The following is a 25045-nucleotide window of genomic DNA, read 5'->3' on the forward strand; positions in this document are numbered from 1 at the left end:
ACCTTTATGCGTCAACGAAGCCGGTAATTTGGGAAACACGGGAGAGATCGATATTGCCGCCGGAAATAATGCAAACGGTTTTACGGCCCTGAATATAGTGGTCAAGCTTGCCGCTTAATAACGCGGCACAGGCCAGCGCGCCGGCGCCTTCCGTCACCACTTTATTTCGCTGAATAAGGGCAATCATGCTGTTGCGAATATCGTCTTCGCTCACCAGCACAATGTCATCGACCAGTTCACGAACGATTTCGAAGGTTAATTTACCCGGACGAGAGACGTCGCAGCCGTCGGCTAACGTGCCGGTAACGCGATGGTTGGTTATTTCTCCTGCCTGCCAGGAGGCTGCCATTCCGTGCACGTTTTCAGACTGTACGCCGATAATATTAATGGTCGGGTTGATGGATTTAATCGCCGTTGCAATCCCGGCAATTAATCCGCCGCCGCCGATAGGGACAATGACGTTATCCACGTCGTATAAATCTTCGAGAATTTCCAGACCGATGGTGCCCTGCCCGGCGATCACTTTGGCGTCATCGTAAGGCGGAATAAAAATGCGCCCTTCCATCTCGACGATTTCGCTCACTTTAGCGATGGTGTCGTTGAAGTTCTCACCGTGGAGCACCACTTCCGCCGAGTAGTCGCGGGTCGCGGCCACTTTAGATTTTGGTGCGCCCATCGGCATCACCACTTTACCGTCGATGCCGAGCATGGCGCAGGAGAGCGACACTCCTTGCGCGTGGTTTCCCGCAGAGCAGGCGACCACGCCTTTGCGCTTTTCAGCATCGGTCAGCGAGCTTAATTTATTAAACGCGCCGCGAATTTTGAACGAACCGGTACGCTGCATGTTCTCAAACTTAAGGAATATTTCGCCCTTACACCGTTCGCTGAGATAATTCGAGCGCGGCATACCGGTTTTATATATCTTGCCTACCAGTCGTTTTCTGGCGTCCTGAATATCTTCAATGGTTACCGGGAGATCGTAGGTAATATGCATAATATCCTCGTTATAATAATTCATTCTTTTCAGGCAAAGTCAGGGTATCAGAGCGTTAATACGTTAAGCTCTGGGTATTTTTAAAATTAAAACTTATTATTCATCGTCGTCTTTCGATATTCATCGACGAATATTGTTTAGCCAGCTCAACTAATACTGACGCCGATTTTTTAATCCTGTAATTTTTAGACCACACGGCAGCATAACGCGCCACGGGTAATTCTTCTTCCACGGGCAGCACAATAAATTGATCCGAACCGAATGGGGCAATCATGTCGCGGGGAATCACCGTCAGATAATCGGCATTCAGGACAAGGTTATAAATGGTGACGACGGAATCGGTCTGGACGATGTTTTCGATGCTGATGTGGTTATCTTGCAGAGTGGTCAGAAGTTCTTTGTAGTAGCCCATATCGGTTTGCGGCATCACCCACTGCTCGTGCGTAAGCGATGCCAGTGTCGTCGGGCCGGTGCACGTTCGCGTTTTGCTGGCGACCAGCACAAACTCAGACTCAAACAGCGGTTCGACGTGCAGATCCTGCAGCAGCATTTCATCGCTCAGCGTGCCTATAGCGAAATCCAGACGACCATCGCGAATGGCCGGGAGGAAAGAGGAGAGCTGAGCTTCATACATTGAGACGCGCGCTTTCGGGAACACTTCCTTGAATTTTTTGATCATCTCAGACAGGAAGGTAAAACCAATCAGCGACGGATAGCCAAAGGAGACATCCATAACGGTGCTAAAACTGAGACTATTGATTTCGCTCACCATGTTTTTCATTTCACGCGTGATCGACTCGGAGTACGAGAGCAGAACCTGGCCTGCAGCCGTCAGTTTTACGCCCGTATTTTTACGTACCATCACTTCCACACCGAAGTAAGATTCGATATCGCTGATGATTTTGCTGACGGCGGGTTGCGTCAGGCCCAGTTGTCTTGCAGCAGAACCTATGGAGCCACTTTTAATGACTTCCTGAAATACCACGAGGTGCTGTGTTTTCGGTAGAATAATAGTGTTCATAATATTCTGCGCTTATTTCCCTATGACGGGGTGAATTCTACTCAATAATGTTTCAGGGGGTATGTGCTGTTACTCACAATTTGCTTTGAGCAACCCTTAACTCACGCTTCAAAAACCCATTAAAAACCTTATAAATCAATGGATTGAAGGTAATTAAATACGCTACAACGCTGATATTGATCAACAAAAATAGCGCTAATAAATTTATTTTATGGCGATAACCCGGATTTATTTCACCGTTCTTAAAAAAACAATAAAGACGATATTTCAGGCAATTAAAGGCTAATAAATAACCGTCATTTGTTTGAAACATACTTCCATTTAAGCCATTTTTTACGACGTAAATTTTCAAATTTCAGGAAAAGAGTGGAATACGTCACATATTCACGGAGGAAATGTATTTGATTTCAATAAGCGCATATCAAACGAGAAAAGATTTACGAACATTAAGCTAACAATCATAACAAATTATCAATACTACAGATCGCCGGTTTTTTAGATATAAATTTTGTGATGGCGATCGTCTGCAGATTCCGAGGCGGAACCGTCGAGTGAAAAACAGTGAAATGTGCTTAATGTCGCAAATATGAGAATTGATGTCGTTTGTGTGGTGCCGGATGGCGCTGCGCTTACCCGTTCGTCGTGGTTGTCCGCCGGGGTAATTCCCGGCGACTTATCCAGCCCCTCGTCACAATGATTGCCGTATTAAACTACTATTTCCAGACACCACAACGACTCTTGTCGTTTGTACACATCAGAACTTTTTGTTCCGGAAGCGGGTATACATCATCAGATAGCGTTTCAGATTGCGTAGCGTCATCAGTTTCATCAGGGTTTGCGGGCGCATCTTTTTGTTGCGAATGTAGTATAGAGTGAAGAGCTGATATTTTTTACTCGATACGTCTAATTTGGCTTTGTGTTTCCGGTAAAAACGTAGATAACCTGAAAACTTTCGTCCTGAGCAGGTAATGCGGGCTTCGCCGTGATTGACATAAAGCACCTGTGTGATGTCATCCAGTTTGAAAGGTTCACCGAAGGTTTCTGCAAGCCGATAAAAAGCATCATAATCCTGAGCAGCAGGCAAGGCGTCGTCGAACAGGATCTGCTGCATTCTACTGGTTAAGGTCAGCATTTGGTTGCCTATAATATTCCGTTTATCAAACAGGCTTTTTTTATAAGCCGGTTTCGGATACACCTGTAATTCATCAGGATGATGATATCCGGTACCGTCACAGAGATAATCATTTGCGTACAAAAAACTGTGCAACTGAAGTTTATGTTGCCAGGTAAGAAAAGAGGACAGGCGTGTCGGCAGCCATTCATCATCATCATCCAGACCCGTAATAAGGTCACCACGGGCCATTCTTATAGCCTGATTTCGGACTGCACAAGCACCAGAGTTAAATTCATTGCGAATATAGGTAATGCGTGGGTCATTCAGTTCAGTGATATACGTCAAGAGCTGGTCAAATGACGATGAGAAATCATCAATGATAATGAGTTCCCAGTGCACATAGTCTTGATTCAGCACCGATTGTATGGCTCTGATCGTCAATGCCTGGCGGTTCCAGGTTGGCATGTAGATGGAGATGAGTGGTAGGGATAGTGGCGTATCACTTTCATTTTGTTCATGTTCCGTCAATAACCTGACATCATGGATATCACTTCCAGTAAAATCCACGCAAGTACAATTAGCGTGACTAAAAATTGTACCTTCCGTTTTACAGTAGCTAAGATTAGCGCCTGCAAGGTTGGCACAGGAGAAATCGGCTCCTCGAAGATCACAAAACGAAATATCGCATCCCGATAAATTAATATTGCGTAAATAGAGCCCCCTGAGATCCATAAATCGCAGGTCTGCACCTGCCAAATCAGGCTGATATCGGTGATTTTTAAGTATATTTTTATGATATTGGATTAGTTTTTTTAGTTTGTTTTTTCTGTCCATGCTCAAACGAATACCGATGAAAAAATTAGGCATTGAGTTAAGCGCTCTTAACATTCTATAGCAATAGTCCCTCTTCATTTTCAGAAATTAATTAGGGACAAACTGTATTCATTAACGTTTTATTTATTTTTCTCATACATTGTAGTGAGCCAGGGTGGTCTGTAGAGCCAATATTGTCAGTAAATAAATATGAATCGCAATCCAGAGACATACATATAAACTGAAGGCAGACGGAAATGAAGGCTGTCGCGGTTGCAAGGTTTCAGGATAGTCGGGATGGAACAGCCGTTGGTGTGCCTCGTTTGTATCACAGTCTGTGTCACATTTTCACCAGGGAAAGCCTGAGACACACCAACGTATTGTTTTAGAAGAAGTTGAAGCTGACCGATAAGCCGGGTTCTGTCGTGGACAGTCATTCATCTAGGCCAGCAATCGCTCACTGGCTCAAGCAGCCTACCCGGGTTCAGTACGGGCCGTACCATGTGAACCCCTATTTGGCCTTGCTCCGGGTGGAGTTTACCGTGCCACGGACTGTTACCAGCCGCGCGGTGCGCTCTTACCGCACCCTTTCACCCTTACCTGATCCCGCTTGCGCGGGCCATCGGCGGTTTGCTCTCTGTTGCACTGGTCGTGGGTTTCCCCCCCAGGCGTTACCTGGCACCCTGCCCTATGGAGCCCGGACTTTCCTCCCCTCCGCCCGTCTCCCCCGAAAGGGACGACGACGAAGCGGCGACTGTCTGGTCAGCTTCGGCGCGCAGTATAGAGGGTTTGCGCGCCGCTGTCACCCTCGGCTGTGGGTAAGCCGTGATTAACGCGCCACTTCCACCTTCGCCAGTTTTTCGTAGTAGCATGCAATTGCGCTGTGATCGGCCGTGCCCAGGCCATCGGCACGCAGCGCCTGCATCATCTCCATGACCGCCGCGGTCAGCGGCAGCTGTGCGCCCACGCCGTGGGAAGTGTCCAGCGCGTTCGCCAGATCTTTAATATGCAGGTCGATGCGGAAACCGGGTTTGAAATTGCGATCCATGACCATGGGCGCTTTGGCATCCAGCACCGTACTGCCCGCCAGACCGCCGCGAATAGCCTGGTAGACCAGGTCCGGATTGACGCCCGCTTTGGTCGCCAGCGTCAGCGCTTCAGACATGGCGGCAATGTTGAGTGCCACGATCACCTGGTTTGCCAGCTTGGTCACGTTACCCGCGCCGATCTCCCCGGTGTGTACCACGGAGCCCGCCATGGCTTTCATCAGGTCGTAAAATTTATCGAAAATAGCTTTATCGCCGCCGACCATGACCGACAGCGTGCCGTCGATGGCTTTCGGCTCGCCGCCGCTGACCGGTGCATCCAGCATATCGACGCCCTTCGCCTTCAACGCCTCGCTGATTTCACGGCTCGCGAGCGGTGCGATAGAGCTCATATCGATCAGCACCAGGCCCGGTTTCGCGCCGTCGATAATGCCGTTTTCACCCAGCGCGACTTCTTTGACGTGCGGGGAGTTTGGCAGCATGGTGATGATGACATCGCACTGCTCGGCAATGGCTTTCGCGGTGGTGGCTGCCTCTGCGCCAGCCGCTATCACCTCAGCCACGGCCTGTGGATTATGATCGGAGACCACCAGCGAGTAACCTGCTTTGATGAGGTTCTTACTCATTGGTTTACCCATGATCCCCAGGCCAATAAAACCCACTTTCAGCGTCATAATCTGTTTCCTCAATGATGGTTATTTTTTAAAAGCGTCCGCTAATTTCTGCGTAGCCGAGCGGAAAACGCCGAGGTCGCTGCCGACGGCAACAAACGTGGCTCCCCACTCCAGGTAGCGGCGGGCGTCAGCCTCAACCGGCGCCAGAATGCCGCACGGCTTGCCGTGTGCTTTGGCGCGGGCAAAGATGTGCTGGATCGCGCGCTGCACGTCAGGGTGGCTGGCGTTACCCAGATGGCCAAAGGCCGCAGCCAGATCGCTTGGGCCGACGAAGATCCCGTCCACGCCGCTTGTGGCGGCAATCGCGTCGACGTTATCGACGCCCTGCTGGCTCTCGATCTGAACCAGAATGGTGATGTTGCTGTTGGACTGCGCGAAATAGTCCGGGACGGTGCCAAACATATTGGCGCGGTGCGAAACGGAAACGCCGCGGATCCCTTCGGGAGGATAGCGCGTTGACGCCACGGCCAGCGCCGCTTGCTCTTCCGTCTCCACAAACGGGATCAGGAAGTTGTAGAAGCCGATATCCAGCAGACGCTTAATAATCACCGGTTCGTTGGTGGGGACACGCACCACCGGGGCACTGTTGCTGCCTTTCAGCGCCATCAGCTGCGGAATAAACGTGCTGATATCGTTTGGTGCATGTTCGCCGTCCAGCACCAGCCAGTCGAAACCGGCCAGGCCCAGCACTTCGGTGCTGATAGGGTTTGCCAGCGCGGACCAGCAGCCAATCTGAATCTGGTGCGCTGCGAGAGCCGCTTTAAATTTATTCGGGAAGATAGCGTTATTCATCGTATTTACCTTTTTAATTCCGCAGCCTTTTTCAGCATCATTTTATTTATTCAGACACCGCGCCAGCATGATATTTATTATTCGGACATATTCTGGCGTAATAAAATCGTCATTCAGTATAAGATGCAATCCACGACCGCACATTGTTTTAATGCTCAGGTATTACGCTATTTTTTGATAAAAATTTTTGCATATGCACAAAGCACTGGGCGCTAATGCACAGAATCAAGGATTACGGGCTCGCGAGCGATCGGGATCACATTTTGATATTGAATCTGCTGACATGCTTTATTTCTGAAAGCCGCGTATTTATTTCTACCATCAGAAAAATGGCTGAACCTATTATCAGAATTTTGCTGGAGAATACTGACCAATGGCCGACATTGAAATTCGACAGGCACCGCCGACGGCGTTTTATATAAAAGTGCACGACGCCGATAACGTGGCGATTATCGTCAACGACAATGGCTTAAAAGCAGGAACCCGCTTCCCGGACGGGCTGGAACTGACTGAGCATGTTCCGCAGGGACACAAAGTCGCCCTGGTGGATATCCCTGCTGAAAGCGAAATTGTGCGTTACGGTGAAGTCATCGGCTATGCCGTTCGTTCGATACCGCAGGGAAGCTGGGTGGAGGAGTCGCTGGTGGCGCTGCCAGAAGCGCCGCCGCTGAACACGCTTCCGCTGGCAACCCGCGTGCCGGAACCGCTTCCCCCGCTGGAAGGCTATACCTTTGAAGGCTATCGCAATGCGGACGGCAGCGTCGGCACTAAAAATCTGCTCGGCATTACCACCAGCGTGCACTGCGTGGCGGGCGTCGTGGATTACGTGGTGAAAATCATCGAACGCGATCTGCTGCCAAAATACCCGAACGTCGACGGCGTGGTGGGACTGAACCACCTCTACGGCTGCGGCGTGGCGATTAACGCGCCCGCTGCGGTGGTGCCTATCCGCACCATCCACAATATCGCTCTGAACCCCAACTTTGGCGGCGAGGTGATGGTCATTGGCCTGGGATGTGAAAAGCTCCAGCCCGAGCGCCTGCTGCAAGGCACGGAAGATGTCAAAGCCATTCCGACAGACGAGGCCAGTATCGTGCGCCTGCAGGACGAACGCCACGTCGGTTTCCGCTCAATGGTCGACGATATTTTGCAGGTAGCAGAACGCCATCTGGACAAGCTCAACCGCCGCCAGCGCGAAACGTGCCCGGCGTCGGAGCTGGTGGTCGGAACCCAGTGCGGCGGCAGCGATGCCTTCTCCGGCGTGACGGCCAACCCGGCGGTGGGCTTTGCATCCGATCTGCTTGTACGCTGCGGCGCCACGGTGATGTTCTCCGAGGTGACTGAAGTGCGTGACGCCATCCATCTGCTGACGCCGCGCGCCGTTAATAAAGAGGTCGGCAAGCGACTGCTTGAGGAGATGGCCTGGTACGATAACTATCTCGATATGGGCAAAACCGACCGCAGCGCCAACCCGTCTCCGGGCAACAAGAAAGGCGGCCTGGCAAACGTGGTGGAAAAAGCCCTCGGCTCTATTGCCAAATCCGGGCAGAGCGCCATTGCAGAAGTGCTCTCTCCGGGCCAGCGCCCGACGAAACGCGGCCTTATCTACGCCGCAACGCCGGCCAGCGATTTTGTGTGCGGCACGCAGCAGGTGGCATCCGGCATTACGGTACAGGTCTTTACCACCGGGCGCGGCACGCCGTACGGCCTGATGGCGGTGCCGGTGATCAAGATGGCGACCCGCACCGAGCTGGCAAACCGCTGGTATGACTTAATGGATATTAACGCGGGCACCATCGCCACCGGAGAAGAGAGCATTGAGGACGTGGGCTGGAAGCTGTTCCACTTCATTCTGGATGTCGCCAGCGGGCGAAAGAAAACCTTCTCGGACCAATGGGGATTGCATAATCAGCTGGCGGTGTTTAACCCGGCACCGGTGACGTGATTTTCCGTCCCACATCTATCCCGCATTTAGGTAACCCGTCGGACACGCCGCAAACCTTCCAGGTTGAGGCGATACCTGCTAGCTAAAAGACACATAACGATCCGTAGGTCGGATAAGGCGTAGCCGCCACCCGGCAAAAACCGGCAGGGGATGCCTTACTCCCCCTGCTGCTCCAGCGCATACTTATACAACGCATTTTTCTTCACGCCGTGAATTTCTGCCGCCAGCGCAGCGGCTTTCTTCAGCGGCAGTTCCGACTGCAGCAGCGCCAGCGTGCGCAGCGCGTCGGCAGGAAGGGCGTCTTCTTCCGCCTTGTGCCCTTCGACGATCAGCACCATTTCACCCTTGCGGCGGTTTTCGTCTTCCTTCACCCACGCCAGCAGCTCGCCCACCGGTGCGCCGTGGATGGTTTCCCAGGTTTTGGTCAGCTCGCGCGCCAGCACCACGTAGCGGCCTTCCCCCCAGACGGTCACCATATCTTCCAGGCTCTCCAGCAGGCGGTGCGTGGATTCGTAGAAAATCAGGGTGCGCGGTTCCGCTTCCAGCTCTTTTAAGACGTCGCGGCGGCCTTTGGATTTAGCAGGCAGAAAGCCTTCATAGCAGAAACGGTCAGACGGCAGACCTGCGGCGCTTAACGCCGCAATCGCGGCGCACGGGCCCGGCAGGGGCACAACCCGAATACCGGCTTCGCGACAGGTACGCACCAGGTGATAGCCCGGATCGTTGATCAGCGGCGTACCGGCATCGGAGACCAGAGCAATGTTCTGCCCCTCTTTCAGCTTCGCCACCAGCGTTTCGGCTTTTTGTTGCTCATTGTGATCGTGCAGGGCAAACAAACGGGCGTTAATCGCGAAATGTTGCAGCAGCAGGCCGGTGTGGCGGGTATCTTCAGCAGCAATTAAATCAACAGCTTGCAGTACGGTGAGCGCACGTTGGGTAATATCAGACAAATTCCCGATAGGAGTAGGTACAATATAAAGCTGGCCTTGAGAATTATCTGCCGTTTCGTGTTGTTTCATTGTTTCGTCCGTATTGCCGATTTAATATTGAGCATTGCGTAAAAAAAATCACTGGATACAGTATGGTACCGTTAACGTTTCTTCGAAAAAAAGCCACGCGCAGCGTGCCGCTTCTGCTGGCAGCCCTGATCTTTGCAGGCTGTGGCACTCAGGCACCTGACCAGAGCACCGCCCATCTCCAGGGTTCTGCTCAGGCTGATTCTGGCTTTTATCTGCAACAAATGTCGCAGAGTTCAAATGATACCAAGACCAACTGGCAATTACTCGCCATTCGTGCACTGCTGAAAGAGGGTAAAACCCAGCGGGCAGCCGAACTGTTTAACCAGTTGCCAAAAGATCTTAACGACGCACAGCGTCGCGAGCAGAGCCTGCTCTCTGCCGAGCTGAAAGTCGCGCTGAAAGATTACGCCGCGGCGAAGAAGATCCTCGGTGATATCGACGTAAGCGCGCTGGATAAAAACCAGCAGGCGCGCTTCTGGCAGGCGGGTATTACCGCTGAGCAGGGACGCCCTTCGCTGACCTTGCTCCGCGCGCTCGTCGCGCAAGAGCCGCTGCTTGGCGGTGCTGATAAGCAGAAAAATATTGATGCCACCTGGCAAGCGCTGGCGTCGATGACGCAGGAACAGGCGCAGGCGCTGGTCATCAACGCGGATGAAAACGTCCTGCAGGGCTGGCTGGATCTGCAGCAGATGTGGTTTAACAACCGCAGCGATCCAAAAATGTTGAAAGCCGGCATTACGGACTGGCAGACGCGCTACCCGCAAAACCCGGGCGCGAAAATGCTGCCAACCCAGCTGGTGAACGTGCAGAACTTTAAGCCAGCGTCCACCAGCAAAATCGCCCTGCTTCTGCCGCTCAACGGCCAGGCGGCGGTGTTTGGACGTACCATTCAGCAGGGTTTTGAAGCGGCGAAAAACGGCACGACGTCGGTAGCCGGCAGCGCCGTTCCCGCACAGGCAGCCCAGGCGGCTAATGTGAATAATGATGTTGTCAGCCCATCCGCCGCAGAGACCAGCGACCTGACCACGGCGCAAGCGCCAGCGCAGGGCACGATGCAAAACCCTGTGACGGCCCCGACGACGCCTCCAGCTGAAGCTGCACCGGCTACAGAAGCACCTGCGGCCCAGGCTCCGGCCGAGACGCAAACGGCACCAGCTCCTGCCACAACAGCAGAACAGCCTCAACAGCAGCCTGCACAACCCGCGGCTCAACCTGCCGCGCAGCCGCAGGCCGTGGCAACCACCAGCGCCAACCCGGGCGCTGAATTGAAAATCTACGACACCAGCTCGCAGCCGCTTGACCAGGTGCTGGCGCAGGTACAGCAGGACGGGGCGAGCATCGTTGTCGGTCCGCTGCTGAAGAACAACGTGGAAGAGCTGATGAAGAGCAATACCACGCTGAACGTGCTGGCGCTCAACCAGCCAGAGCAGGTTCAGAACCGGGCCAATATCTGCTACTTCGCGCTCTCTCCAGAAGATGAAGCCCGCGATGCGGCGCGTCATATTCACGAGCAGGGTAAGCAGGCTCCGCTGCTGCTCATCCCACGCAGCACGCTGGGCGATCGCGTGGCCAATGCCTTTGCCGATGAGTGGCAGAAGCTGGGCGGCGGCGTGGTGCTGCAGCAGAAATTCGGTTCCGTCTCTGAACTGCGCGCAGGCGTAAACGGCGGGGCGGGTATCGCACTTAACGGTAGCCCGGTCACCGCGAGCCTGCCACAGCAGCAGGGCGTGACGATTGGCGGCCTGACGATCCCTGCGCCGCCAACCGACGCGCAGATTAGCGGTGGCGGTAAAGTGGATGCGGCCTATATCGTTGCCACGCCGCAGGAGATCGCCTTTATCAAACCGATGATTGCGATGCGTAACGGCAGCCAGAGCGGCGCAACGCTCTACGCCAGCTCCCGCAGCGCACAGGGCACCGCAGGCCCGGATTTCCGTCTGGAAATGGACGGTCTGCAGTACAGCGAAATCCCGATGCTGGCCGGCAGCAATCCATCCCTGATGCAGCAGGCGCTGAGCGCGGTGCGTAACGATTACTCTCTGGCGCGTCTGTATGCGATGGGGGTTGATGCGTGGGCGCTGGCAAACCACTTTACCCAGATGCGTCAGGTGCCGGGCTTCGAGCTTAACGGCAACACCGGCGATCTGACCGCGACCCAGGATTGTGTGATTAACAGGAAGTTATCATGGCTCAAATACCAGCAGGGGCAGATCGTCCCGGCCAGTTAAGCCGCAAACAAACCGGCGATGCGTGGGAGTTAAAGGCGCGTCGCTGGCTTGAAGGCAAAGGACTGCGTTTTATCGCCGCCAACGTCCGTGGACGTGGTGGCGAAATCGACCTGATCATGAAAGACGGTCAGGTCATTGTGTTTGTAGAAGTGCGCTTTCGACAGTCCTCCCGTTTTGGCGGTGCTGCCGCCAGCGTGACGCTCGCCAAACAACATAAATTATTACAGACTGCCCACTTGTGGCTTGCCCGCCATAATGGGAGTTTTGATACTGTGGATTGCCGGTTCGATGTGATAGCCTTCACCGGAAATGAGATCGAATGGCTTAAAAACGCTTTTGGCGAAGACGCATAATTAAGATTTAAAAGGGATAACGTGCTCGAAAGAATTAAAGTGTGCTTCACAGAAAGCATCCAGACTCAGATTGCCGCGGCGGAAGCCCTTCCGGATGCTATCTCGCGTGCCGCAATGACGCTGGTGCAATCCCTGCTAAACGGCAACAAAATCCTCTGTTGTGGCAACGGCACGTCAGCCGCCAACGCACAGCATTTTGCTGCCAGCATGATCAATCGTTTTGAAACAGAACGCCCCAGTTTACCTGCCATTGCACTTAATACCGATAATGTGGTCTTAACGGCGATTGCTAACGATCGTCTGCATGACGAAATTTATGCAAAGCAGGTGCGAGCCCTGGGTCATGCCGGAGATGTGCTGCTGGCTATCTCCACGCGCGGCAATAGCCGGGATATTGTCAAAGCTGTTGAAGCCGCCGTCACCCGCGACATGACAATCGTGGCCTTAACCGGCTATGACGGGGGTGAGCTGGCGGGTCTGCTTGGGCCGCAGGATGTGGAAATCCGCATTCCGTCTCACCGGAGCGCACGCATACAGGAGATGCATATGCTCACGGTGAACTGCTTATGTGACTTGATCGATAACACGCTTTTCCCTCACCAGGATGATTAAGGAGTTCTTATGAAGGCTTTATCGACCCTCGCAGTCCTTATGTCTGCATTACTGCTTCAGGGATGTATCGCTGCGGCCGTTGTGGGTACCGCCGCAGTAGGCACCAAAGCGGCAACCGATCCGCGCACTGTGGGAACACAGGTGGATGACGGTACGCTGGAGCTGCGCGTCAACAGTGCGCTGTCGAAAGACGAACAGATCAAGAAAGAGGCGCGTATCAACGTGACGGCTTATCAGGGCAAAGTGCTGCTGGCAGGCCAGGCGCCGAATATGGAGCTCGCCTCGCGTGCGAAACAGATTGCGATGGGCGTTGAAGGGACCACAGAGGTGTTTAACGAAGTGCGTCAGGGCAAGCCAATTGGTTTGGGTGATGCCTCTTCCGATACCTGGATCACCACCAAAGTACGTTCCCAGCTGCTGGGCTCGGACCAGGTGAAATCTTCTAACGTGAAGGTGACAACGGAAAACGGTGAAGTGTTCCTGCTGGGTCTGGTGACCGAACGTGAAGGGAAAGCGGCGGCCGATATCGCCAGCCGGGTGAGCGGCGTGAAGCACGTCACCACCGCGTTTACTTACATTAAATAAAAAAATCCCCTCAAGTGAGGGGATTTTTTTGTAGGCCCGGTAAGCGTAGCGCCACCGGGCGTTTTTCACAGAAGCGCAATACTTCCCACCATCACCCCGCTCAACGCCACCAGCCCCGCGGTGAGCCATAGCGCTTTCGCCGGGAATGACTTACGCAGCATAATCAGCGACGGCAGGCTGATGGCCGGTAACGTGATGAGCAATGCCAGTGCCGGTGCGGTGCCCATGCCGGCCAGCATCATGGTCTGAACAATAGGAATTTCTGCGGCGGTAGGGATCACAAACAGGCAGCCTGCAACGGCCATCGCAATGACCCACAACAGCGTGTTGTCGATAGCGCCATCCGCATGCGGGAAGAGCCAGACGCGCGCCGCCCCGAGAACCAGCACCGCCAGGATATAGACCGGGATGGTGCTCCAGAAAAGCTGCCATAGCGCCCTGCCCCAGCGCGCAAAGAACCCGCCCTGCGGCTCGCTGACGTCCAGCTCAACAGACGCGGACTCTGGCGTCTTATCCTTCACCAGATTTTGCACCAGCGTCGCCACCACCAGCACGGTCAGCAGTCCGGCCACCAGACGAATGAACGCGAAATGCCAGCCCAGGACAAAGCCCATAAAAACCAGCGTCGCCGGATTGAGCAGCGGGTTGCCCATCCAGAACGCCAGCGCGCCGCCCATCGACACGCGCTGGCGGCGCATCCCTGCCGCCACGGGCGCAGCGCAGCAGGAGCACATCATGCCCGGCAGGGAGAAGATCGTTCCCAGCAGCGTCCCCTGAAAGCGCGGCTGTCCGAGGGTTTTCATCAGCCAGTTGCGCGGGATCAGCACCTGAATCAGTGAGCCCAGGATCACGCCTAAGACGGCGGCCTTCCAGACGGCAAGGAAGTAGACCATGGCATAGTCCCACGCCGCCTGAAGCGGGCTGGCATCCGCCTGAGCGAGAATAGATTTACCGATGCTGTGCGTTTCGGCGGCGGTGAAGGCTTTGCCGTAATACGGCTGCCATTTCACGTACCAAAGGCCAACAATGACCACGAGAAAGAAGAGTGCGGGCTTCCACCATTGAACAGGTGTTGCCGCCTGAGATGAAGACTGACCAGTCATAGCATTCCCCGGAGAGTATGAGTAATTAGCCGGGGGAGTTTACGCCTCGCCCTGCGCGATTTCACGCAGTTTTGCCGAAGGGATAATGTTTACGCCCGCTTTCGACGGAGCCAGTCCCTCTTTTAACATCGCACGCGCGACGTCCCGCGCCTCGATAGATTTCCAGTTGCCGGGCAGGATCCGAAACAGCGGGGCAAATATCGACTCGTTAAAGCGGCGCTCGTCCCGGTGGCCGATCAGCATTGAGGGGCGCACAATCGTCAGCTGCTCCCATTTCTGCGCAATCAGCGCATCCTCCATCTTGCCCTTCACCTTGTTGTAGAAGAAAGGCGATCCGGCACTGGCGCCCAGCGCGCTGACCACCAGAAAATGTCTGGCTCCCAGCTTTTTCGCCGTAAGCGCGGTGTCCACCACCAGCGTATAGTCGGCGTGGATAAATGCCTCTTTGCTCCCCGCCTCCCGCCGCGTGCTACCCAGACAGCAAAAGGCGATATCAATCGGGTCCTGGACCTGCGCCAGCGCATCCGTCAGCTGGGGATCGTGCGGATTAAAGACGCCGGAGATGTCCGCCAGCGGTCGACGCGTCGGGGCGGCGATGTAGTTCACGCGGCGATCCTGAATCAGCAGCCGCAGCAGATGATCGCCCACTAACCCGGTAGCCCCGGTAATCAATACCTGACTCATCGTATCCCCTTTACAGAATTGTCCGTTTGCGAACTCGGCATCGTCGACCACACTTAGAAGTCTGTTACAGGTAAGTATTTACCACAAGCGGAGAAAAATCAGTCTGAAGCCAAAACAACGGAGGAAGCATGGGCAAGAAAATCGCAGTCTTGATTACCGACGAGTTTGAAGATTCAGAGTTCACCTCTCCTGCAGAGGCGTTCCGCAAGGCAGGACATGAGGTCATCACCATTGAAAAAGAGGCGGGCAAAACGGTGAAAGGCCATAAGGGCGAGGCCAGCGTGACCATCGACGAGACTATCGATAACGTGAGCCCCTCAGATTTTGACGCCCTGCTTTTACCCGGCGGCCATTCACCGGATTCCCTGCGCGGAGACGAGCGCTTCGTGACCTTCACCCGGGACTTTGTCTCTACCGGCAAACCGGTCTTTGCCATCTGTCACGGCCCGCAGCTGCTCATCAGCGCGGAGGTTGTACGCGGGCGTAAGCTCACGGCGGTGAAACCGATCGTTATCGATCTGAAAAATGCGGGCGCCGAGTTTTACGATCAGGAGGTGGTCAACGACAAAGACCAGCTGATCACCAGCCGGACCCCGGACGATCTCCCGGCGTTTAACCGCGAAGCGCTACGCCTGCTCGGCGCGTAACCAGTGCAGCTTCTTGCCAAAGCCCAGGGTGTTGTCGGTAAATTTCAGCTCATCGAGGCGGATCTCCCACACCGGGGCTTTTAGCGCAGCGGCGACCGGAAAGCGGCGCGTGTAGTGCTTGCGACGCGCGTCGCTCTCTTCTCCGTCCAGGCGACGGATTTCCCCCTTAAACTGTACCCCACGGATCAGCGCGACTGTCTTCGGCTGGCCATTTACCGTGCCCGCGACTTTTGCCTGCTGACCGGCCATCTGCGCATGACGCGTTTTGTCTTCGCTCATGACGTAAAATGCGACGCGCTCCGGATCGTAGTAGTAAAACGCGTTTGCGCACCACATCTCACCCTCGCTGTAGACGCACCAGGTGACGACGTGCTGCTTCGCCAGCCAGCGGTTAATGGCGGCCAGTGTTTCCATTTTCGTTCTCTCTCATGCTATGGTGCGTTCACCTTAACATACTGAATCTGTTTACCGTGTGCTGGTTTCTCTATCTTGTCCGAACCGCTGATAACGCACTCTACACCGGGATCACCACCGATGTGACGCGGCGTTTTTTACAACATCAAACGGGGAAAGGGGCAAAAGCGCTGCGGGGGAAAGGAGAATTACAGCTCGCCTTTTCGGCGCCCGTCGGTGACCGATCGCTGGCGCTCAGGCTGGAATACCGCATCAAACAGCTGACGAAGCGCCAGAAAGAGCGCCTCGTGACCGGAGACGGCTCCTTTGAGGCGCTACGCGAGAGCCTGATTAAAAGCGATTGAAATGGTCGTGGTATTCGACCAGACCATTGACGCCGTTGAGCGCGTCGTCCGCCAGACGGTGCACCTGGAAAGCGGATTCCGTACCCGGCCAGCGGCAGCGCAGATCGTAATGCGCGGCCTGCTCGAAGCCCAAACGGCCATAGAATGCCGGATCGCCCAGCGTTACAACGGCCGCATAACCGAACTCATTGAGCGAATCCAGCCCTTCATAGACCAGCTGGCGCGCCAGCCCCTGCCCGCGATAGTTTTCATCCACCGCCAGCGGTGCCATACCGACCCACTGAAGCTCTTCGCCCTGAACGATGACCGGACTGAAGGCAACATAGCCCACCACCTGACCTTCATCATCGGTGGCAACCAGCCCCAGCGTGATCAGGCCGTCTTCACGGAGATCGTGGACCAGTTGGGCTTCCGCATCGCTCTCAAAAGCGCGGCGTAATAACGCATCGATACCCGGTGCATCAATCCCAATTTCGACTCGAATCAGCATGGCTCACCTACTGAAGTGTGTTTACTGTCCGGCGGGGTTTTCAGCCCGGCCTCAACGAAATCTGCCATTTGCATTAACATCACGCGCAGCGCTTTCGGCATCTGCTCAAGCTCAATGGCATCCATTAAATTCTTAACGTACAGGCCCAGCTCCGTGTCGCCTTCAATCACCAGACGGCGCTGGAAGAAGAGCGTATCCGGATCCTGCTTGCGCGCGGCAATCATCAGCAGATCGCTGGCGTTGGCGCTAAAGCTCACGTCCGCCTCGGCGGCTTCGCGGACGATCAGCTGGTCATTCTCAACGGAGGTAAACCAGCGCAGCCCGATGTCACGCACCTCAATGCTCAACCAGCGGCCTTCCAGGAATTCCAGCTCGCCATCCTGCAGCGCCTGGCGGAACTGCCAGCTCAGGACCTGCTCCAGCACCTGACGTTTAAGCGCGAACGGCGCCAGCTTTACCGGCACGCTCAGCATTGATGGGCCAAATTGTACGAGACGTGAACGCAGTTTATCCAGCACGAGCTTTACTCCCTGATATCTATAGTCCTGCTATTTTGCCATATCCGACGCATAACATAGCGGCGTAAATCAACAAACCGTCGTCCGGACAACCTCATTATTGGTGCCATCAATACGCCATTAGCTGCCTTAAATCAAAAATTGTCGCGTATGGGTTAATTAAAATCCCAGCTCGTTAACATTTTTGCGATCGACAACATCAGGATAAATTATGGAGCTGCTCTGCCCTGCCGGAAACCTTCCGGCGCTTAAGGCGGCCATCGAAAATGGGGCCGATGCGGTCTATATCGGGCTGAAAGATGACACCAATGCCCGCCATTTTGCTGGCCTCAACTTTACGGAGAAAAAGCTTCAGGAAGCCGTTAACTTCGTTCATCAGCACCGCCGCAAACTACATATCGCCATCAATACCTTTGCTCATCCTGACGGCTACGCCCGCTGGCAGCGCGCGGTGGATATGGCGGCACAGCTGGGTGCCGATGCGCTGATTCTGGCCGACCTCGCCATGCTTGAGTATGCGGCAGAACGCTATCCCCATATTGAGCGCCACGTCTCTGTTCAGGCATCTGCCACCAACGAAGAGGCCGTACGTTTTTATCACCGAAACTTTGACGTGGCCCGCGTGGTGCTGCCGCGCGTACTCTCTATTCATCAGGTTAAGCAACTCGCGCGCGTCACGCCAGTGCCGCTGGAAGTTTTTGCCTTTGGTAGCCTGTGCATTATGGCCGAAGGCCGTTGCTATCTTTCCTCCTATTTGACCGGCGAGTCGCCGAATACCGTCGGGGCCTGCTCCCCTGCCCGCTTCGTTCGCTGGCAGCAAACGCCGCAGGGGCTGGAATCTCGCCTGAATGAGGTGCTGATCGACCGCTATCAGGACGGTGAAAACGCCGGTTATCCCACCCTGTGTAAAGGCCGCTATCTGGTAGACGGCGAGCGTTACCACGCGCTGGAAGAGCCCACCAGCCTTAACACGCTGGAGCTGCTGCCGGAACTGCTGGCGGCCAATATCGCCTCGGTGAAAATCGAAGGTCGCCAGCGCAGCCCGGCGTACGTGAGCCAGGTGGCGAAAGTGTGGCGTCAGGCTATCGACCGCTGCATGGCGGATCCGCAGCACTACGCGCCGCAGCAGGCCTGGATGGAAACGCTCGGATCGATGTCCGAAGGCACGCAAACCACGCTGGGCGCGTATCACCGTAAATGGCAGTGAGAAAATCATGAAATATTCATTAGGGCCGGTGCTTTACTACTGGCCAAAAGAGACGCTGGAAGATTTTTACCAGCAGGCCGCCACCAGCAGCGCCGATGTGATTTATCTCGGCGAAGCGGTGTGCAGCAAACGCCGGGCGACGAAAGTGGGCGACTGGCTGGAGATGGCGAAAAGCCTGGCGGGAAGCGGCAAACAGGTGGTGCTTTCCACGCTCGCGCTGGTGCAGGCCTCTTCTGAACTGGGCGAGCTGAAACGCTACGTTGAGAACGGCGAGTTCCTGCTGGAAGCGAGCGATCTCGGCGTGGTGAACATGTGTGCCGAGCGCAAGCTGCCGTTTGTCGCGGGTCATGCCCTGAACTGCTACAATGCGGTGACCCTGCGCCTGCTGCTCAAACAGGGGATGACGCGCTGGTGCATGCCGGTGGAACTCTCCCGCGACTGGCTGGCAAACCTGCTCACGCAGTGTGAAGAGCTGGGCATTCGCAACAAGTTTGAAGTGGAGGTGCTGAGCTACGGGCATCTGCCGCTGGCCTATTCCGCCCGCTGCTTTACCGCACGCTCGGAAGACCGTCCGAAAGACGAGTGCGAAACCTGCTGTATTAAGTATCCGAACGGGCGCAGCATGCTGTCCCAGGAGAATCAGCAGGTGTTTGTTCTCAACGGTATTCAGACCATGAGCGGCTATGTCTATAACCTCGGCAACGAGCTGGCGTCGATGGACGGGCTGGTCGATATGGTGCGCCTGTCGCCGCTGGATACCGGCGTGTTCGCGATGCTGGACGCCTTCCGCGCTAACGAAAACGGCGCTGCTCCGCTGCCGCTGACGGCAAACAGCGACTGTAACGGCTACTGGAAGCGTCTGGCCGGGCTGGAACTTCAGGCTTAAAAAAAGGCTCACTTTGTTAACAACGGTTATCATTTTTTAATGCAGTATTAAAGATTCACCGTCGACAAAGTGAGCTGTTATGACTGACAAAACCCTTCCGTTTTCGGTGCTGGATCTGGCGCCGATCCCACAAGGCTCCTCGGCAAGAGAAGCCTTTTCGCACTCTCTGGATCTGGCTCAGCTGGCCGAAAAGCGTGGCTATCACCGCTACTGGCTGGCCGAACACCACAACATGGTGGGCATTGCCAGCGCCGCTACCTCGGTACTGATTGGTTATCTGGCGGCAAACACCACCACGCTGCACCTGGGCTCCGGCGGCGTGATGCTGCCGAACCACGCCCCGCTGGTGATCGCCGAGCAGTTCGGCACGCTGAATACCCTCTATCCGGGCCGTATTGATTTAGGGATTGGCCGTGCGCCGGGTAGCGATCAGCCGACCATGCGCGCCCTGCGCCGCCATATGAGCGGCGATATCGACAACTTCCCGCGCGACGTGGCCGAACTGGTGGACTGGTTCGACGCGCGTGACCCGAACCCGCACGTGCGCCCGGTACCGGGTTACGGCGAGAAGATCCCGGTCTGGCTGCTGGGCTCAAGCCTCTACAGCGCGCAGCTTGCCGCCCAGCTGGGGCTGCCGTTTGCGTTTGCCTCGCATTTCGCGCCGGATATGCTGCATCAGGCGCTGCATCTTTACCGCACGCACTTCAAACCGTCCGAGCGTCTTGAGAAACCGTACGCGATGGTCTGTATCAACATTATTGCCGCCGACAGCAATCGCGACGCGGAATTCCTCTTCACCTCCATGCAGCAGGCGTTTGTGAAACTGCGCCGCGGTGAGACGGGCCAGCTTCCGCCGCCGGTGGAGAATATGCATCAGCTGTGGTCAGCTTCAGAGCAGTATGGCGTACAGCAGGCGCTGAGCATGTCGCTGGTGGGTGATAAAGCGAAAGTGCGTCACGGGCTGGACGCGGTGCTGCGCGAAACGCAAGCGGATGAAATTATGGTTAACGGCCAGATTTTCGATCACCAGGCGCGTTTGCATTCGTTTGATTTGGCCATGCAGGTGAAAGAGGAGTTGGTGGGGTAGCCTTTTTGCCAGGTGGCGCTTCGCTTACCTGGCCTACGGGGACGCGTAGGCCGGATAAGGCGTAGCCGCCATCCGGCACAAAATGTTTACTGGTACACCGGCAACAGATTAAAACTCGACAGCACGTGTACCAGGGCATTGCCCGCGCCAAACACCAGGATCAGCGCAATCATCGGCTTGCCGCCCCAGACGCGGAATTTCGGGCTGCCGAAGCGTTTACGTGATTTGCGGGCCAACAGCGCCGGCACAATTGCCGCCCAGATGGTCGCCGCCAGACCGGCATAGCCGATGGCGTACAGGAAACCGTTCGGCCACAGCAGGCCGCCCACAATCGGCGGCAGGAAGGTCAGCAGCGCGGTTTTGAAGCGGCCCATCGCAGAGTCATCAAAGCCAAACAGATCCGCCAGGTAGTCAAACAACCCTAGGGTCACGCCGAGGAATGAACTCGCCACCGCGAAGTTAGAGAAGATCACCAGCAGCAGATCCAGGCTGCGGCTGTTCAGCACGCCGCTCAGGGCCTGCACCAGCACATCAATGTTACCGCCCTTCTGCGCAATACCGATAAACTCCGGGCGCGGGATATTGCCCATCGTCCCGAGCAGCCAGATGACGTACAGCGCCAGCGCCAGCAGCGTGCCGTAGACCAGACACTTCACAATCGTGCGCGGATCTTTGCCGTAGTACTTCATCAGGCTCGGCACGTTACCGTGGTAGCCAAACGACGCCAGGCAGAACGGCAGGGTCATCAGCAGGTACGGCGTATAGGAGGTATTCACTTCGGCAACGTTAAACAGCGTGGCAGGCGTCACGTGCCCCAGCAGGCTGCCGAAGGTCAGGAAGAAGGTGATGACCTTCGCGCCCAGCACGATCGCCGTCATCCGGCTCACCGCTTTGGTACTCATCCAGACGATAAACGCCACGCCCAGCGCAAAGCACAGCCCGGCCAGACGCGCCGGTACGTTCAGCGACATCTCCGAGAAGGTGTGATGCAGAATCGAACCGCTTGCCGAGATATACGCGTAGGTCAGGATATAGAGCACAAACGCGATGGACAGCCCGTTCACCAGGTTCCAGCCTTTGCCCAGCAGGTCTTTGGTGATGGTGTCGAAGCTCGCGCCAATGCGGTAGTTCAGGTTGGCTTCGAGGATCATTAGTCCGGAATGGAGCATACAGAACCAGGTAAAGACCAGCGCGGCCAGCGACCAGAAGAACCACGCACCGGACATGACCACGGGCAGGGAGAACATCCCGGCACCTATAATGGTTCCGCCGATGATCACCACGCCGCCAAGCAGCGAAGGTGACGTTTGGGTGGTGGTTAGTGTCGCCATACAGCCTTTTCTCCAGTCAATCATGCGGTTCTGCATTTTAATGCGACGCACTGTACCAGTACAAGAGTACAAAGGGAATAAAAAAAGCCCCGATAGCATGTATCGGGGCTGTATATTTTACTTTACGTCAAAAGCGTAAGGCTTACGCGTCACCGAAACGACGACGGCTGGTGCCTTCTTCACGACGCGGGCCACGGCTTTCACGGCGCTCGCCGGAGAAACGACGACCTTCACCACCGCGACCTTCGCTGCGACCGCCTTCACGACGCTCGCCGCCGAAACCGCGACCACCGCCACGACGTTCGCCGCCACGGTCAGGGCGTGGCTGTGCATCGCCCAGCAGCTGCATGTTCATCGGCTTGTTCAGGATGCGGGTACGCGTAAAGTGCTGCAGTACTTCACCCGGCATGCCTTTCGGCAGCTCGATGGTAGAGTGGGAGGCGAACAGCTTGATGTTACCAATGTAACGGCTGCTGATGTCGCCTTCGTTAGCGATAGCGCCAACGATGTGACGAACTTCAACACCATCATCACGGCCCACTTCAATGCGGTACAGTTCCATATCGCCTGCGTCGCGACGTTCACGACGAGGACGGTCTTCACCACCACGCTCTGGACGGTCACCACGTGGGCCACGATCGTTACGGTCGCCACGACGTTCGAAGCGGTCGTCACGGTCACGGAATTCACGCTTAGGACGCATCGGTGCATCTGGTGGCACGATCAGGCTACGTTCGCCCTGAGCCATTTTCAGCAGTGCTGCAGCCAGGGTTTCCATGTCCAGCTCTTCGCCTTCAGCAACAGGCTGAATCTGCGACAGCAGCGCACGGTACTGATCCAGATCGCTGCTTTCCAGCTGCTGCTGTACTTTGGCGGCGAATTTTTCCAGACGGCGTTTGCCCAGCAGCTCTGCGTTTGGCAGGTCCGCTTCTGGAATGGTCAGCTTCATGGTGCGTTCGATGTTACGCAGCAGACGACGCTCGCGGTTCTCAACGAACAGCAGCGCACGGCCAGCACGACCCGCACGACCGGTACGGCCGATACGGTGAACGTAAGACTCGGAATCCATCGGGATGTCGTAGTTAACAACCAGGCTGATACGCTCAACGTCCAGACCACGTGCTGCCACGTCGGTTGCAATCAGGATATCCAGACGACCGTCTTTCAGACGCTCCAGAGTCTGCTCACGCAGGGCCTGGTTCATGTCGCCGTTCAGCGCTGCGCTGTTGTAGCCGCTACGCTCCAGTGCTTCAGCCACTTCCAGGGTCGCATTTTTGGTACGAACGAAGATAATCGCCGCATCAAAATCTTCCGCTTCCAGGAAACGTACCAGCGCTTCGTTTTTACGCATGCCGTATACAGACCAGTAGCTCTGGCTGATGTCCGGGCGAGTGGTTACGCTGGACTGAATACGCACTTCCTGAGGTTCTTTCATGAAGCGTTTGGTGATACGACGAATCGCTTCCGGCATGGTGGCAGAGAACAGCGCGGTCTGATGACCGTCCGGGATCTGCGCCATGATGGTTTCAACGTCTTCGATGAAGCCCATACGCAGCATTTCATCTGCTTCATCCAGTACCAGACCGCTCAGTTTAGAGAGGTCCAGGGTACCGCGCTTCAGGTGATCCAGCAGACGGCCCGGCGTACCGACAACAATCTGTGGGCCCTGGCGCAGGGCGCGTAACTGCACGTCATAACGCTGGCCGCCATACAGGGCAACCACGTTTACGCCGCGCATATGTTTAGAGAATTCCGTCATGGCTTCTGCAACCTGAACAGCCAGTTCACGGGTTGGAGCCAGAACGAGGATCTGCGGTGCACGCAGGTCCGGATCAATGTTGTTCAGCAGCGGCAGCGAGAACGCTGCAGTTTTACCGCTACCAGTCTGGGCCATGCCCAGCACGTCACGACCAGAAAGCAGGTGTGGGATACACTCAGCCTGGATCGGAGATGGTTTTTCGTAACCCAGATCGTTAAGGGCTTCAAGGATAGGAGCCTTCAGGCCCAGATCTGCAAAAGTGGTTTCGAATTCAGCCATGTAGTACGAGTGCCTCAATGTCAATGGCGGCCAGTCTACTTAGCTCATCGTGAAAATGATTAGCAATTTTCATTGAAAAGTGTGAACCGGCTCAAAGTAGGTGTATTGACGAACAACAACGCCCTCACCAGTTAAGGTGATGGCAATCAAAAGATTACGGGCTGATGTTTATGTCGTCAGCTATTGCTGGTCCGATTCTGCCAGGTCGTCTTGCTCCTGGCCCAAGAGCGATAATTCCAACAATGCATAACGGTGCTCAACGAAGTTGTGTACGTTGTTAGCAACCGCTAATTTGAACAGTGCCGTAGCGCTGTCCTTATCCCCCAGACTTAGGTAGTACTTACCTAAATAGAAGTTGGTTTCACTGAGATGCTCAGCGAGCGAGGTGTTATCCGTTGCGTCCGCCTTGAGGCGTTCCATCAGCGTTGCTTCGCTAATGTTGCCCAGGTAGAACTCGACAATGTTCCATCCCCACTGTTCCTTGTCCGATTTATCGAAGCGCTGTTTCAGTGCCTCTTTTGCCTGCTTCTCATCGAGCTTCCGCTCAACGATGTAAAGCCACAGGCTACGGAAAGGATCATTAGGATCGTCTTGATAAAACGCCAGCAGATCATCTTGCGCTAACTTGTCACGACCGCCGTAATACAATGCGATACCGCGATTCAAGTGCGCGTAGTTGTAAGTTGGATCAAGCTCAAGTACAGAATCAAACGCTTCATAGGCAGCATCAAAATTGCCTGCCTGCGTTAAATAAATGCCTAAGTAATTGAATACTTCAGGCATATCAGGTCGGATAGCCAGCGCTTGTGAAAAATCATTTCGCGCCAATGCCCTCAGACCGAGACTATCATACAACACTCCGCGCTCATATAAAAGCTGTGCGCGTTCGTCATCGGTTAAAGCCCGACTGGCAAGTATTTGTTCCATGCGTGCCAGGATCACTTCCTGCTGCAAAGTCGGTTGCAATGGCACTGCGAGGACTTCGCTCTTACGCCAGGCAGAGTTGCTGCATCCTGCCAGCGTTAAAGCTGTCGCAACGAAACACCAGCGCAAAAAAGGCTTCATTTCCCACTCCCGAAGACAACTATTGGATGAACGTC

The 25045-nt window shown here is 55.2% G+C and carries 25 protein-coding genes, 1 other RNA gene and 1 pseudogene; 10 read left to right on the forward strand and 17 right to left on the reverse strand.

The window, feature by feature from the left end; all coding sequences use genetic code 11:
* Window positions 1-4: 4 nt before the first annotated feature.
* The 7 genes and pseudogenes from tdcB to garL all read right to left on the reverse strand — a co-directional run bounded on the left by tdcB (window position 5) and on the right by garL (window position 6454).
* Entirely contained in the window at window positions 5-994 is a 990-nt protein-coding gene (tdcB, locus tag N6P30_RS04125; RefSeq protein WP_023294645.1) for a bifunctional threonine ammonia-lyase/L-serine ammonia-lyase TdcB, read from the reverse strand.
* Between the two features lie 100 nt (window positions 995-1094).
* A complete protein-coding gene (gene tdcA, locus N6P30_RS04130) occupies window positions 1095-2015 on the reverse strand; it encodes a transcriptional regulator TdcA (protein ID WP_045334575.1) in 921 nt (306 codons plus the stop codon).
* Between the two features lie 754 nt (window positions 2016-2769).
* The gene (wcaA, locus tag N6P30_RS04135; protein WP_225828892.1) at window positions 2770-3657 is read right to left on the reverse strand and encodes a colanic acid biosynthesis glycosyltransferase WcaA; all 888 of its coding nucleotides are present in this window, start codon (window positions 3655-3657) and stop codon (window positions 2770-2772) included.
* Between the two features lie 24 nt (window positions 3658-3681).
* Window positions 3682-4041: pseudogene (locus N6P30_RS04140) on the reverse strand (pentapeptide repeat-containing protein); the annotation flags it as partial.
* A 294-nt stretch (window positions 4042-4335) separates the two neighbouring features.
* Window positions 4336-4712: RNase P RNA component class A (gene rnpB, locus N6P30_RS04145), an RNA gene on the reverse strand.
* A 59-nt stretch (window positions 4713-4771) separates the two neighbouring features.
* Window positions 4772-5662: a 2-hydroxy-3-oxopropionate reductase gene (gene garR, locus N6P30_RS04150; RefSeq protein ID WP_008501502.1), complete on the reverse strand. Its 891-nt coding sequence runs from the start codon at window positions 5660-5662 to the stop codon at window positions 4772-4774.
* Between the two features lie 21 nt (window positions 5663-5683).
* The gene (gene garL, locus N6P30_RS04155) at window positions 5684-6454 is read right to left on the reverse strand and encodes a 2-dehydro-3-deoxyglucarate aldolase (protein WP_023294648.1); all 771 of its coding nucleotides are present in this window, start codon (window positions 6452-6454) and stop codon (window positions 5684-5686) included.
* Window positions 6455-6827: 373 nt separating this feature from the next.
* Here garL and garD point away from each other — a divergent pair, with 373 nt between their 5' ends.
* Window positions 6828-8399 (forward strand): galactarate dehydratase, encoded by a 1572-nt coding sequence (garD, locus tag N6P30_RS04160; protein ID WP_023294649.1) that lies wholly within the window; start codon window positions 6828-6830, stop codon window positions 8397-8399.
* A 155-nt stretch (window positions 8400-8554) separates the two neighbouring features.
* On the opposite strand, the gene rsmI is transcribed toward garD, so the two are convergent.
* Complete coding sequence (rsmI, locus tag N6P30_RS04165; RefSeq protein ID WP_023294650.1) at window positions 8555-9418, reverse strand: 16S rRNA (cytidine(1402)-2'-O)-methyltransferase; 864 nt, start codon at window positions 9416-9418, stop codon at window positions 8555-8557.
* 62 nt (window positions 9419-9480) lie between these two features.
* Between rsmI and N6P30_RS04170 the strand changes: the two genes are divergently transcribed.
* Genes N6P30_RS04170 through dolP form a run of 4 tightly spaced genes read left to right on the forward strand, consistent with a single transcriptional unit; the run spans window position 9481 to window position 13196 of the window.
* Entirely contained in the window at window positions 9481-11646 is a 2166-nt protein-coding gene (locus N6P30_RS04170) for a penicillin-binding protein activator (protein WP_023294651.1), read from the forward strand.
* On the forward strand, window positions 11604-11999 hold the full coding sequence (locus N6P30_RS04175) for a YraN family protein (RefSeq protein WP_021242244.1): 396 nt from the start codon (window positions 11604-11606) through the stop codon (window positions 11997-11999). Before N6P30_RS04170 ends, N6P30_RS04175 begins: the two co-directional genes overlap by 43 nt.
* Before the next feature lie 21 nt (window positions 12000-12020).
* Window positions 12021-12611: a DnaA initiator-associating protein DiaA gene (diaA, locus tag N6P30_RS04180; RefSeq protein ID WP_003861754.1), complete on the forward strand. Its 591-nt coding sequence runs from the start codon at window positions 12021-12023 to the stop codon at window positions 12609-12611.
* A 9-nt stretch (window positions 12612-12620) separates the two neighbouring features.
* Window positions 12621-13196, forward strand: coding sequence for a division/outer membrane stress-associated lipid-binding lipoprotein (gene dolP, locus N6P30_RS04185; RefSeq protein ID WP_008501489.1), 576 nt, complete (start codon window positions 12621-12623; stop codon window positions 13194-13196).
* A 65-nt stretch (window positions 13197-13261) separates the two neighbouring features.
* Here dolP and N6P30_RS04190 read toward each other — a convergent pair whose 3' ends face one another.
* Together N6P30_RS04190 and N6P30_RS04195 are read right to left on the reverse strand one after the other, a co-directional pair.
* A complete protein-coding gene (locus tag N6P30_RS04190) occupies window positions 13262-14299 on the reverse strand; it encodes a permease (RefSeq protein WP_023294653.1) in 1038 nt (345 codons plus the stop codon).
* A gap of 39 nt (window positions 14300-14338) precedes the next feature.
* Window positions 14339-14983, reverse strand: coding sequence for an NAD(P)H-binding protein (locus N6P30_RS04195; RefSeq protein WP_023294654.1), 645 nt, complete (start codon window positions 14981-14983; stop codon window positions 14339-14341).
* 128 nt (window positions 14984-15111) lie between these two features.
* On the opposite strand from N6P30_RS04195, the gene N6P30_RS04200 reads away from it, so the two are divergent.
* Window positions 15112-15630, forward strand: a complete 519-nt coding sequence (locus tag N6P30_RS04200; protein WP_008501486.1) for a type 1 glutamine amidotransferase domain-containing protein — start codon at window positions 15112-15114, stop codon at window positions 15628-15630.
* Here the strand turns inward: N6P30_RS04200 and N6P30_RS04205 are convergent.
* The gene (locus N6P30_RS04205; RefSeq protein ID WP_021242247.1) at window positions 15610-16044 is read right to left on the reverse strand and encodes a YhbP family protein; all 435 of its coding nucleotides are present in this window, start codon (window positions 16042-16044) and stop codon (window positions 15610-15612) included. The genes N6P30_RS04200 and N6P30_RS04205 overlap by 21 nt on opposite strands.
* A gap of 14 nt (window positions 16045-16058) precedes the next feature.
* Between N6P30_RS04205 and N6P30_RS04210 the strand changes: the two genes are divergently transcribed.
* Window positions 16059-16388: a GIY-YIG nuclease family protein gene (locus tag N6P30_RS04210; protein WP_023294655.1), complete on the forward strand. Its 330-nt coding sequence runs from the start codon at window positions 16059-16061 to the stop codon at window positions 16386-16388.
* Here the strand turns inward: N6P30_RS04210 and N6P30_RS04215 are convergent.
* Both N6P30_RS04215 and N6P30_RS04220 read right to left on the reverse strand, forming a co-directional pair.
* Window positions 16375-16878, reverse strand: coding sequence for a GNAT family N-acetyltransferase (locus N6P30_RS04215; RefSeq protein WP_008501483.1), 504 nt, complete (start codon window positions 16876-16878; stop codon window positions 16375-16377). The genes N6P30_RS04210 and N6P30_RS04215 overlap by 14 nt on opposite strands.
* Window positions 16872-17396, reverse strand: a complete 525-nt coding sequence (locus N6P30_RS04220) for an SCP2 domain-containing protein (RefSeq protein ID WP_023294656.1) — start codon at window positions 17394-17396, stop codon at window positions 16872-16874. The genes N6P30_RS04215 and N6P30_RS04220 overlap by 7 nt, the downstream gene beginning before the upstream one ends.
* A 211-nt stretch (window positions 17397-17607) precedes the next feature.
* Between N6P30_RS04220 and N6P30_RS04225 the strand changes: the two genes are divergently transcribed.
* From N6P30_RS04225 to N6P30_RS04235, 3 genes are all read left to right on the forward strand, one after another.
* Window positions 17608-18603: a peptidase U32 family protein gene (locus N6P30_RS04225; RefSeq protein WP_023294657.1), complete on the forward strand. Its 996-nt coding sequence runs from the start codon at window positions 17608-17610 to the stop codon at window positions 18601-18603.
* A gap of 7 nt (window positions 18604-18610) precedes the next feature.
* The gene (locus tag N6P30_RS04230; RefSeq protein WP_021242250.1) at window positions 18611-19489 is read left to right on the forward strand and encodes a U32 family peptidase; all 879 of its coding nucleotides are present in this window, start codon (window positions 18611-18613) and stop codon (window positions 19487-19489) included.
* Between the two features lie 79 nt (window positions 19490-19568).
* A complete protein-coding gene (locus N6P30_RS04235; protein ID WP_023294658.1) occupies window positions 19569-20576 on the forward strand; it encodes an LLM class flavin-dependent oxidoreductase in 1008 nt (335 codons plus the stop codon).
* A gap of 86 nt (window positions 20577-20662) precedes the next feature.
* Here the strand turns inward: N6P30_RS04235 and mtr are convergent, their stop codons facing one another.
* The 4 genes from mtr to nlpI form a co-directional block, all read right to left on the reverse strand.
* The gene (gene mtr, locus N6P30_RS04240; protein ID WP_008501478.1) at window positions 20663-21907 is read right to left on the reverse strand and encodes a tryptophan permease; all 1245 of its coding nucleotides are present in this window, start codon (window positions 21905-21907) and stop codon (window positions 20663-20665) included.
* A 142-nt stretch (window positions 21908-22049) separates the two neighbouring features.
* On the reverse strand, window positions 22050-23945 hold the full coding sequence (locus N6P30_RS04245) for a DEAD/DEAH family ATP-dependent RNA helicase (protein ID WP_021242253.1): 1896 nt from the start codon (window positions 23943-23945) through the stop codon (window positions 22050-22052).
* Window positions 23938-24018 carry a protein YrbN gene (gene yrbN, locus N6P30_RS24615; protein ID WP_100122156.1) on the reverse strand — a complete coding sequence of 27 codons (81 nt, stop codon included), beginning with the start codon at window positions 24016-24018 and terminating at the stop codon, window positions 23938-23940. The genes N6P30_RS04245 and yrbN overlap by 8 nt, the downstream gene beginning before the upstream one ends.
* Before the next feature lie 107 nt (window positions 24019-24125).
* Window positions 24126-25010 (reverse strand): lipoprotein NlpI, encoded by an 885-nt coding sequence (gene nlpI / locus N6P30_RS04250; protein ID WP_008501476.1) that lies wholly within the window; start codon window positions 25008-25010, stop codon window positions 24126-24128.
* Window positions 25011-25045: the final 35 nt, after the last annotated feature.

Source organism: Enterobacter sp. PL1 (assembly GCF_945957325.1).
In the GTDB taxonomy this organism is placed as follows: Bacteria; Pseudomonadota; Gammaproteobacteria; order Enterobacterales; family Enterobacteriaceae; genus Enterobacter; species Enterobacter roggenkampii.

Excerpts from the sequence above, each read along its gene's own strand:
- N6P30_RS04215 (WP_008501483.1), bottom strand. The coding sequence starts at position 16,878 with ATGCTGATTCGAGTCGAAATTGGGATTGATGCACCGGGTATCGATGCG.
- garD (WP_023294649.1), top strand. The coding sequence starts at position 6,828 with ATGGCCGACATTGAAATTCGACAGGCACCGCCGACGGCGTTTTATATA.
- N6P30_RS04200 (WP_008501486.1), top strand. The coding sequence starts at position 15,112 with ATGGGCAAGAAAATCGCAGTCTTGATTACCGACGAGTTTGAAGATTCA.
- garR (WP_008501502.1), bottom strand. The coding sequence starts at position 5,662 with ATGACGCTGAAAGTGGGTTTTATTGGCCTGGGGATCATGGGTAAACCA.
- tdcA (WP_045334575.1), bottom strand. The coding sequence starts at position 2,015 with ATGAACACTATTATTCTACCGAAAACACAGCACCTCGTGGTATTTCAG.
- N6P30_RS04245 (WP_021242253.1), bottom strand. The coding sequence starts at position 23,945 with ATGGCTGAATTCGAAACCACTTTTGCAGATCTGGGCCTGAAGGCTCCT.
- N6P30_RS04230 (WP_021242250.1), top strand. The coding sequence starts at position 18,611 with ATGAAATATTCATTAGGGCCGGTGCTTTACTACTGGCCAAAAGAGACG.
- dolP (WP_008501489.1), top strand. The coding sequence starts at position 12,621 with ATGAAGGCTTTATCGACCCTCGCAGTCCTTATGTCTGCATTACTGCTT.
- N6P30_RS04235 (WP_023294658.1), top strand. The coding sequence starts at position 19,569 with ATGACTGACAAAACCCTTCCGTTTTCGGTGCTGGATCTGGCGCCGATC.
- N6P30_RS04170 (WP_023294651.1), top strand. The coding sequence starts at position 9,481 with ATGGTACCGTTAACGTTTCTTCGAAAAAAAGCCACGCGCAGCGTGCCG.
- N6P30_RS04225 (WP_023294657.1), top strand. The coding sequence starts at position 17,608 with ATGGAGCTGCTCTGCCCTGCCGGAAACCTTCCGGCGCTTAAGGCGGCC.
- nlpI (WP_008501476.1), bottom strand. The coding sequence starts at position 25,010 with ATGAAGCCTTTTTTGCGCTGGTGTTTCGTTGCGACAGCTTTAACGCTG.
- garL (WP_023294648.1), bottom strand. The coding sequence starts at position 6,454 with ATGAATAACGCTATCTTCCCGAATAAATTTAAAGCGGCTCTCGCAGCG.
- N6P30_RS04205 (WP_021242247.1), bottom strand. The coding sequence starts at position 16,044 with ATGGAAACACTGGCCGCCATTAACCGCTGGCTGGCGAAGCAGCACGTC.
- N6P30_RS04175 (WP_021242244.1), top strand. The coding sequence starts at position 11,604 with ATGGCTCAAATACCAGCAGGGGCAGATCGTCCCGGCCAGTTAAGCCGC.
- mtr (WP_008501478.1), bottom strand. The coding sequence starts at position 21,907 with ATGGCGACACTAACCACCACCCAAACGTCACCTTCGCTGCTTGGCGGC.
- N6P30_RS04190 (WP_023294653.1), bottom strand. The coding sequence starts at position 14,299 with ATGACTGGTCAGTCTTCATCTCAGGCGGCAACACCTGTTCAATGGTGG.
- N6P30_RS04210 (WP_023294655.1), top strand. The coding sequence starts at position 16,059 with ATGCTATGGTGCGTTCACCTTAACATACTGAATCTGTTTACCGTGTGC.
- tdcB (WP_023294645.1), bottom strand. The coding sequence starts at position 994 with ATGCATATTACCTACGATCTCCCGGTAACCATTGAAGATATTCAGGAC.
- yrbN (WP_100122156.1), bottom strand. The coding sequence starts at position 24,018 with ATGAAAATTGCTAATCATTTTCACGATGAGCTAAGTAGACTGGCCGCC.
- N6P30_RS04195 (WP_023294654.1), bottom strand. The coding sequence starts at position 14,983 with ATGAGTCAGGTATTGATTACCGGGGCTACCGGGTTAGTGGGCGATCAT.
- rsmI (WP_023294650.1), bottom strand. The coding sequence starts at position 9,418 with ATGAAACAACACGAAACGGCAGATAATTCTCAAGGCCAGCTTTATATT.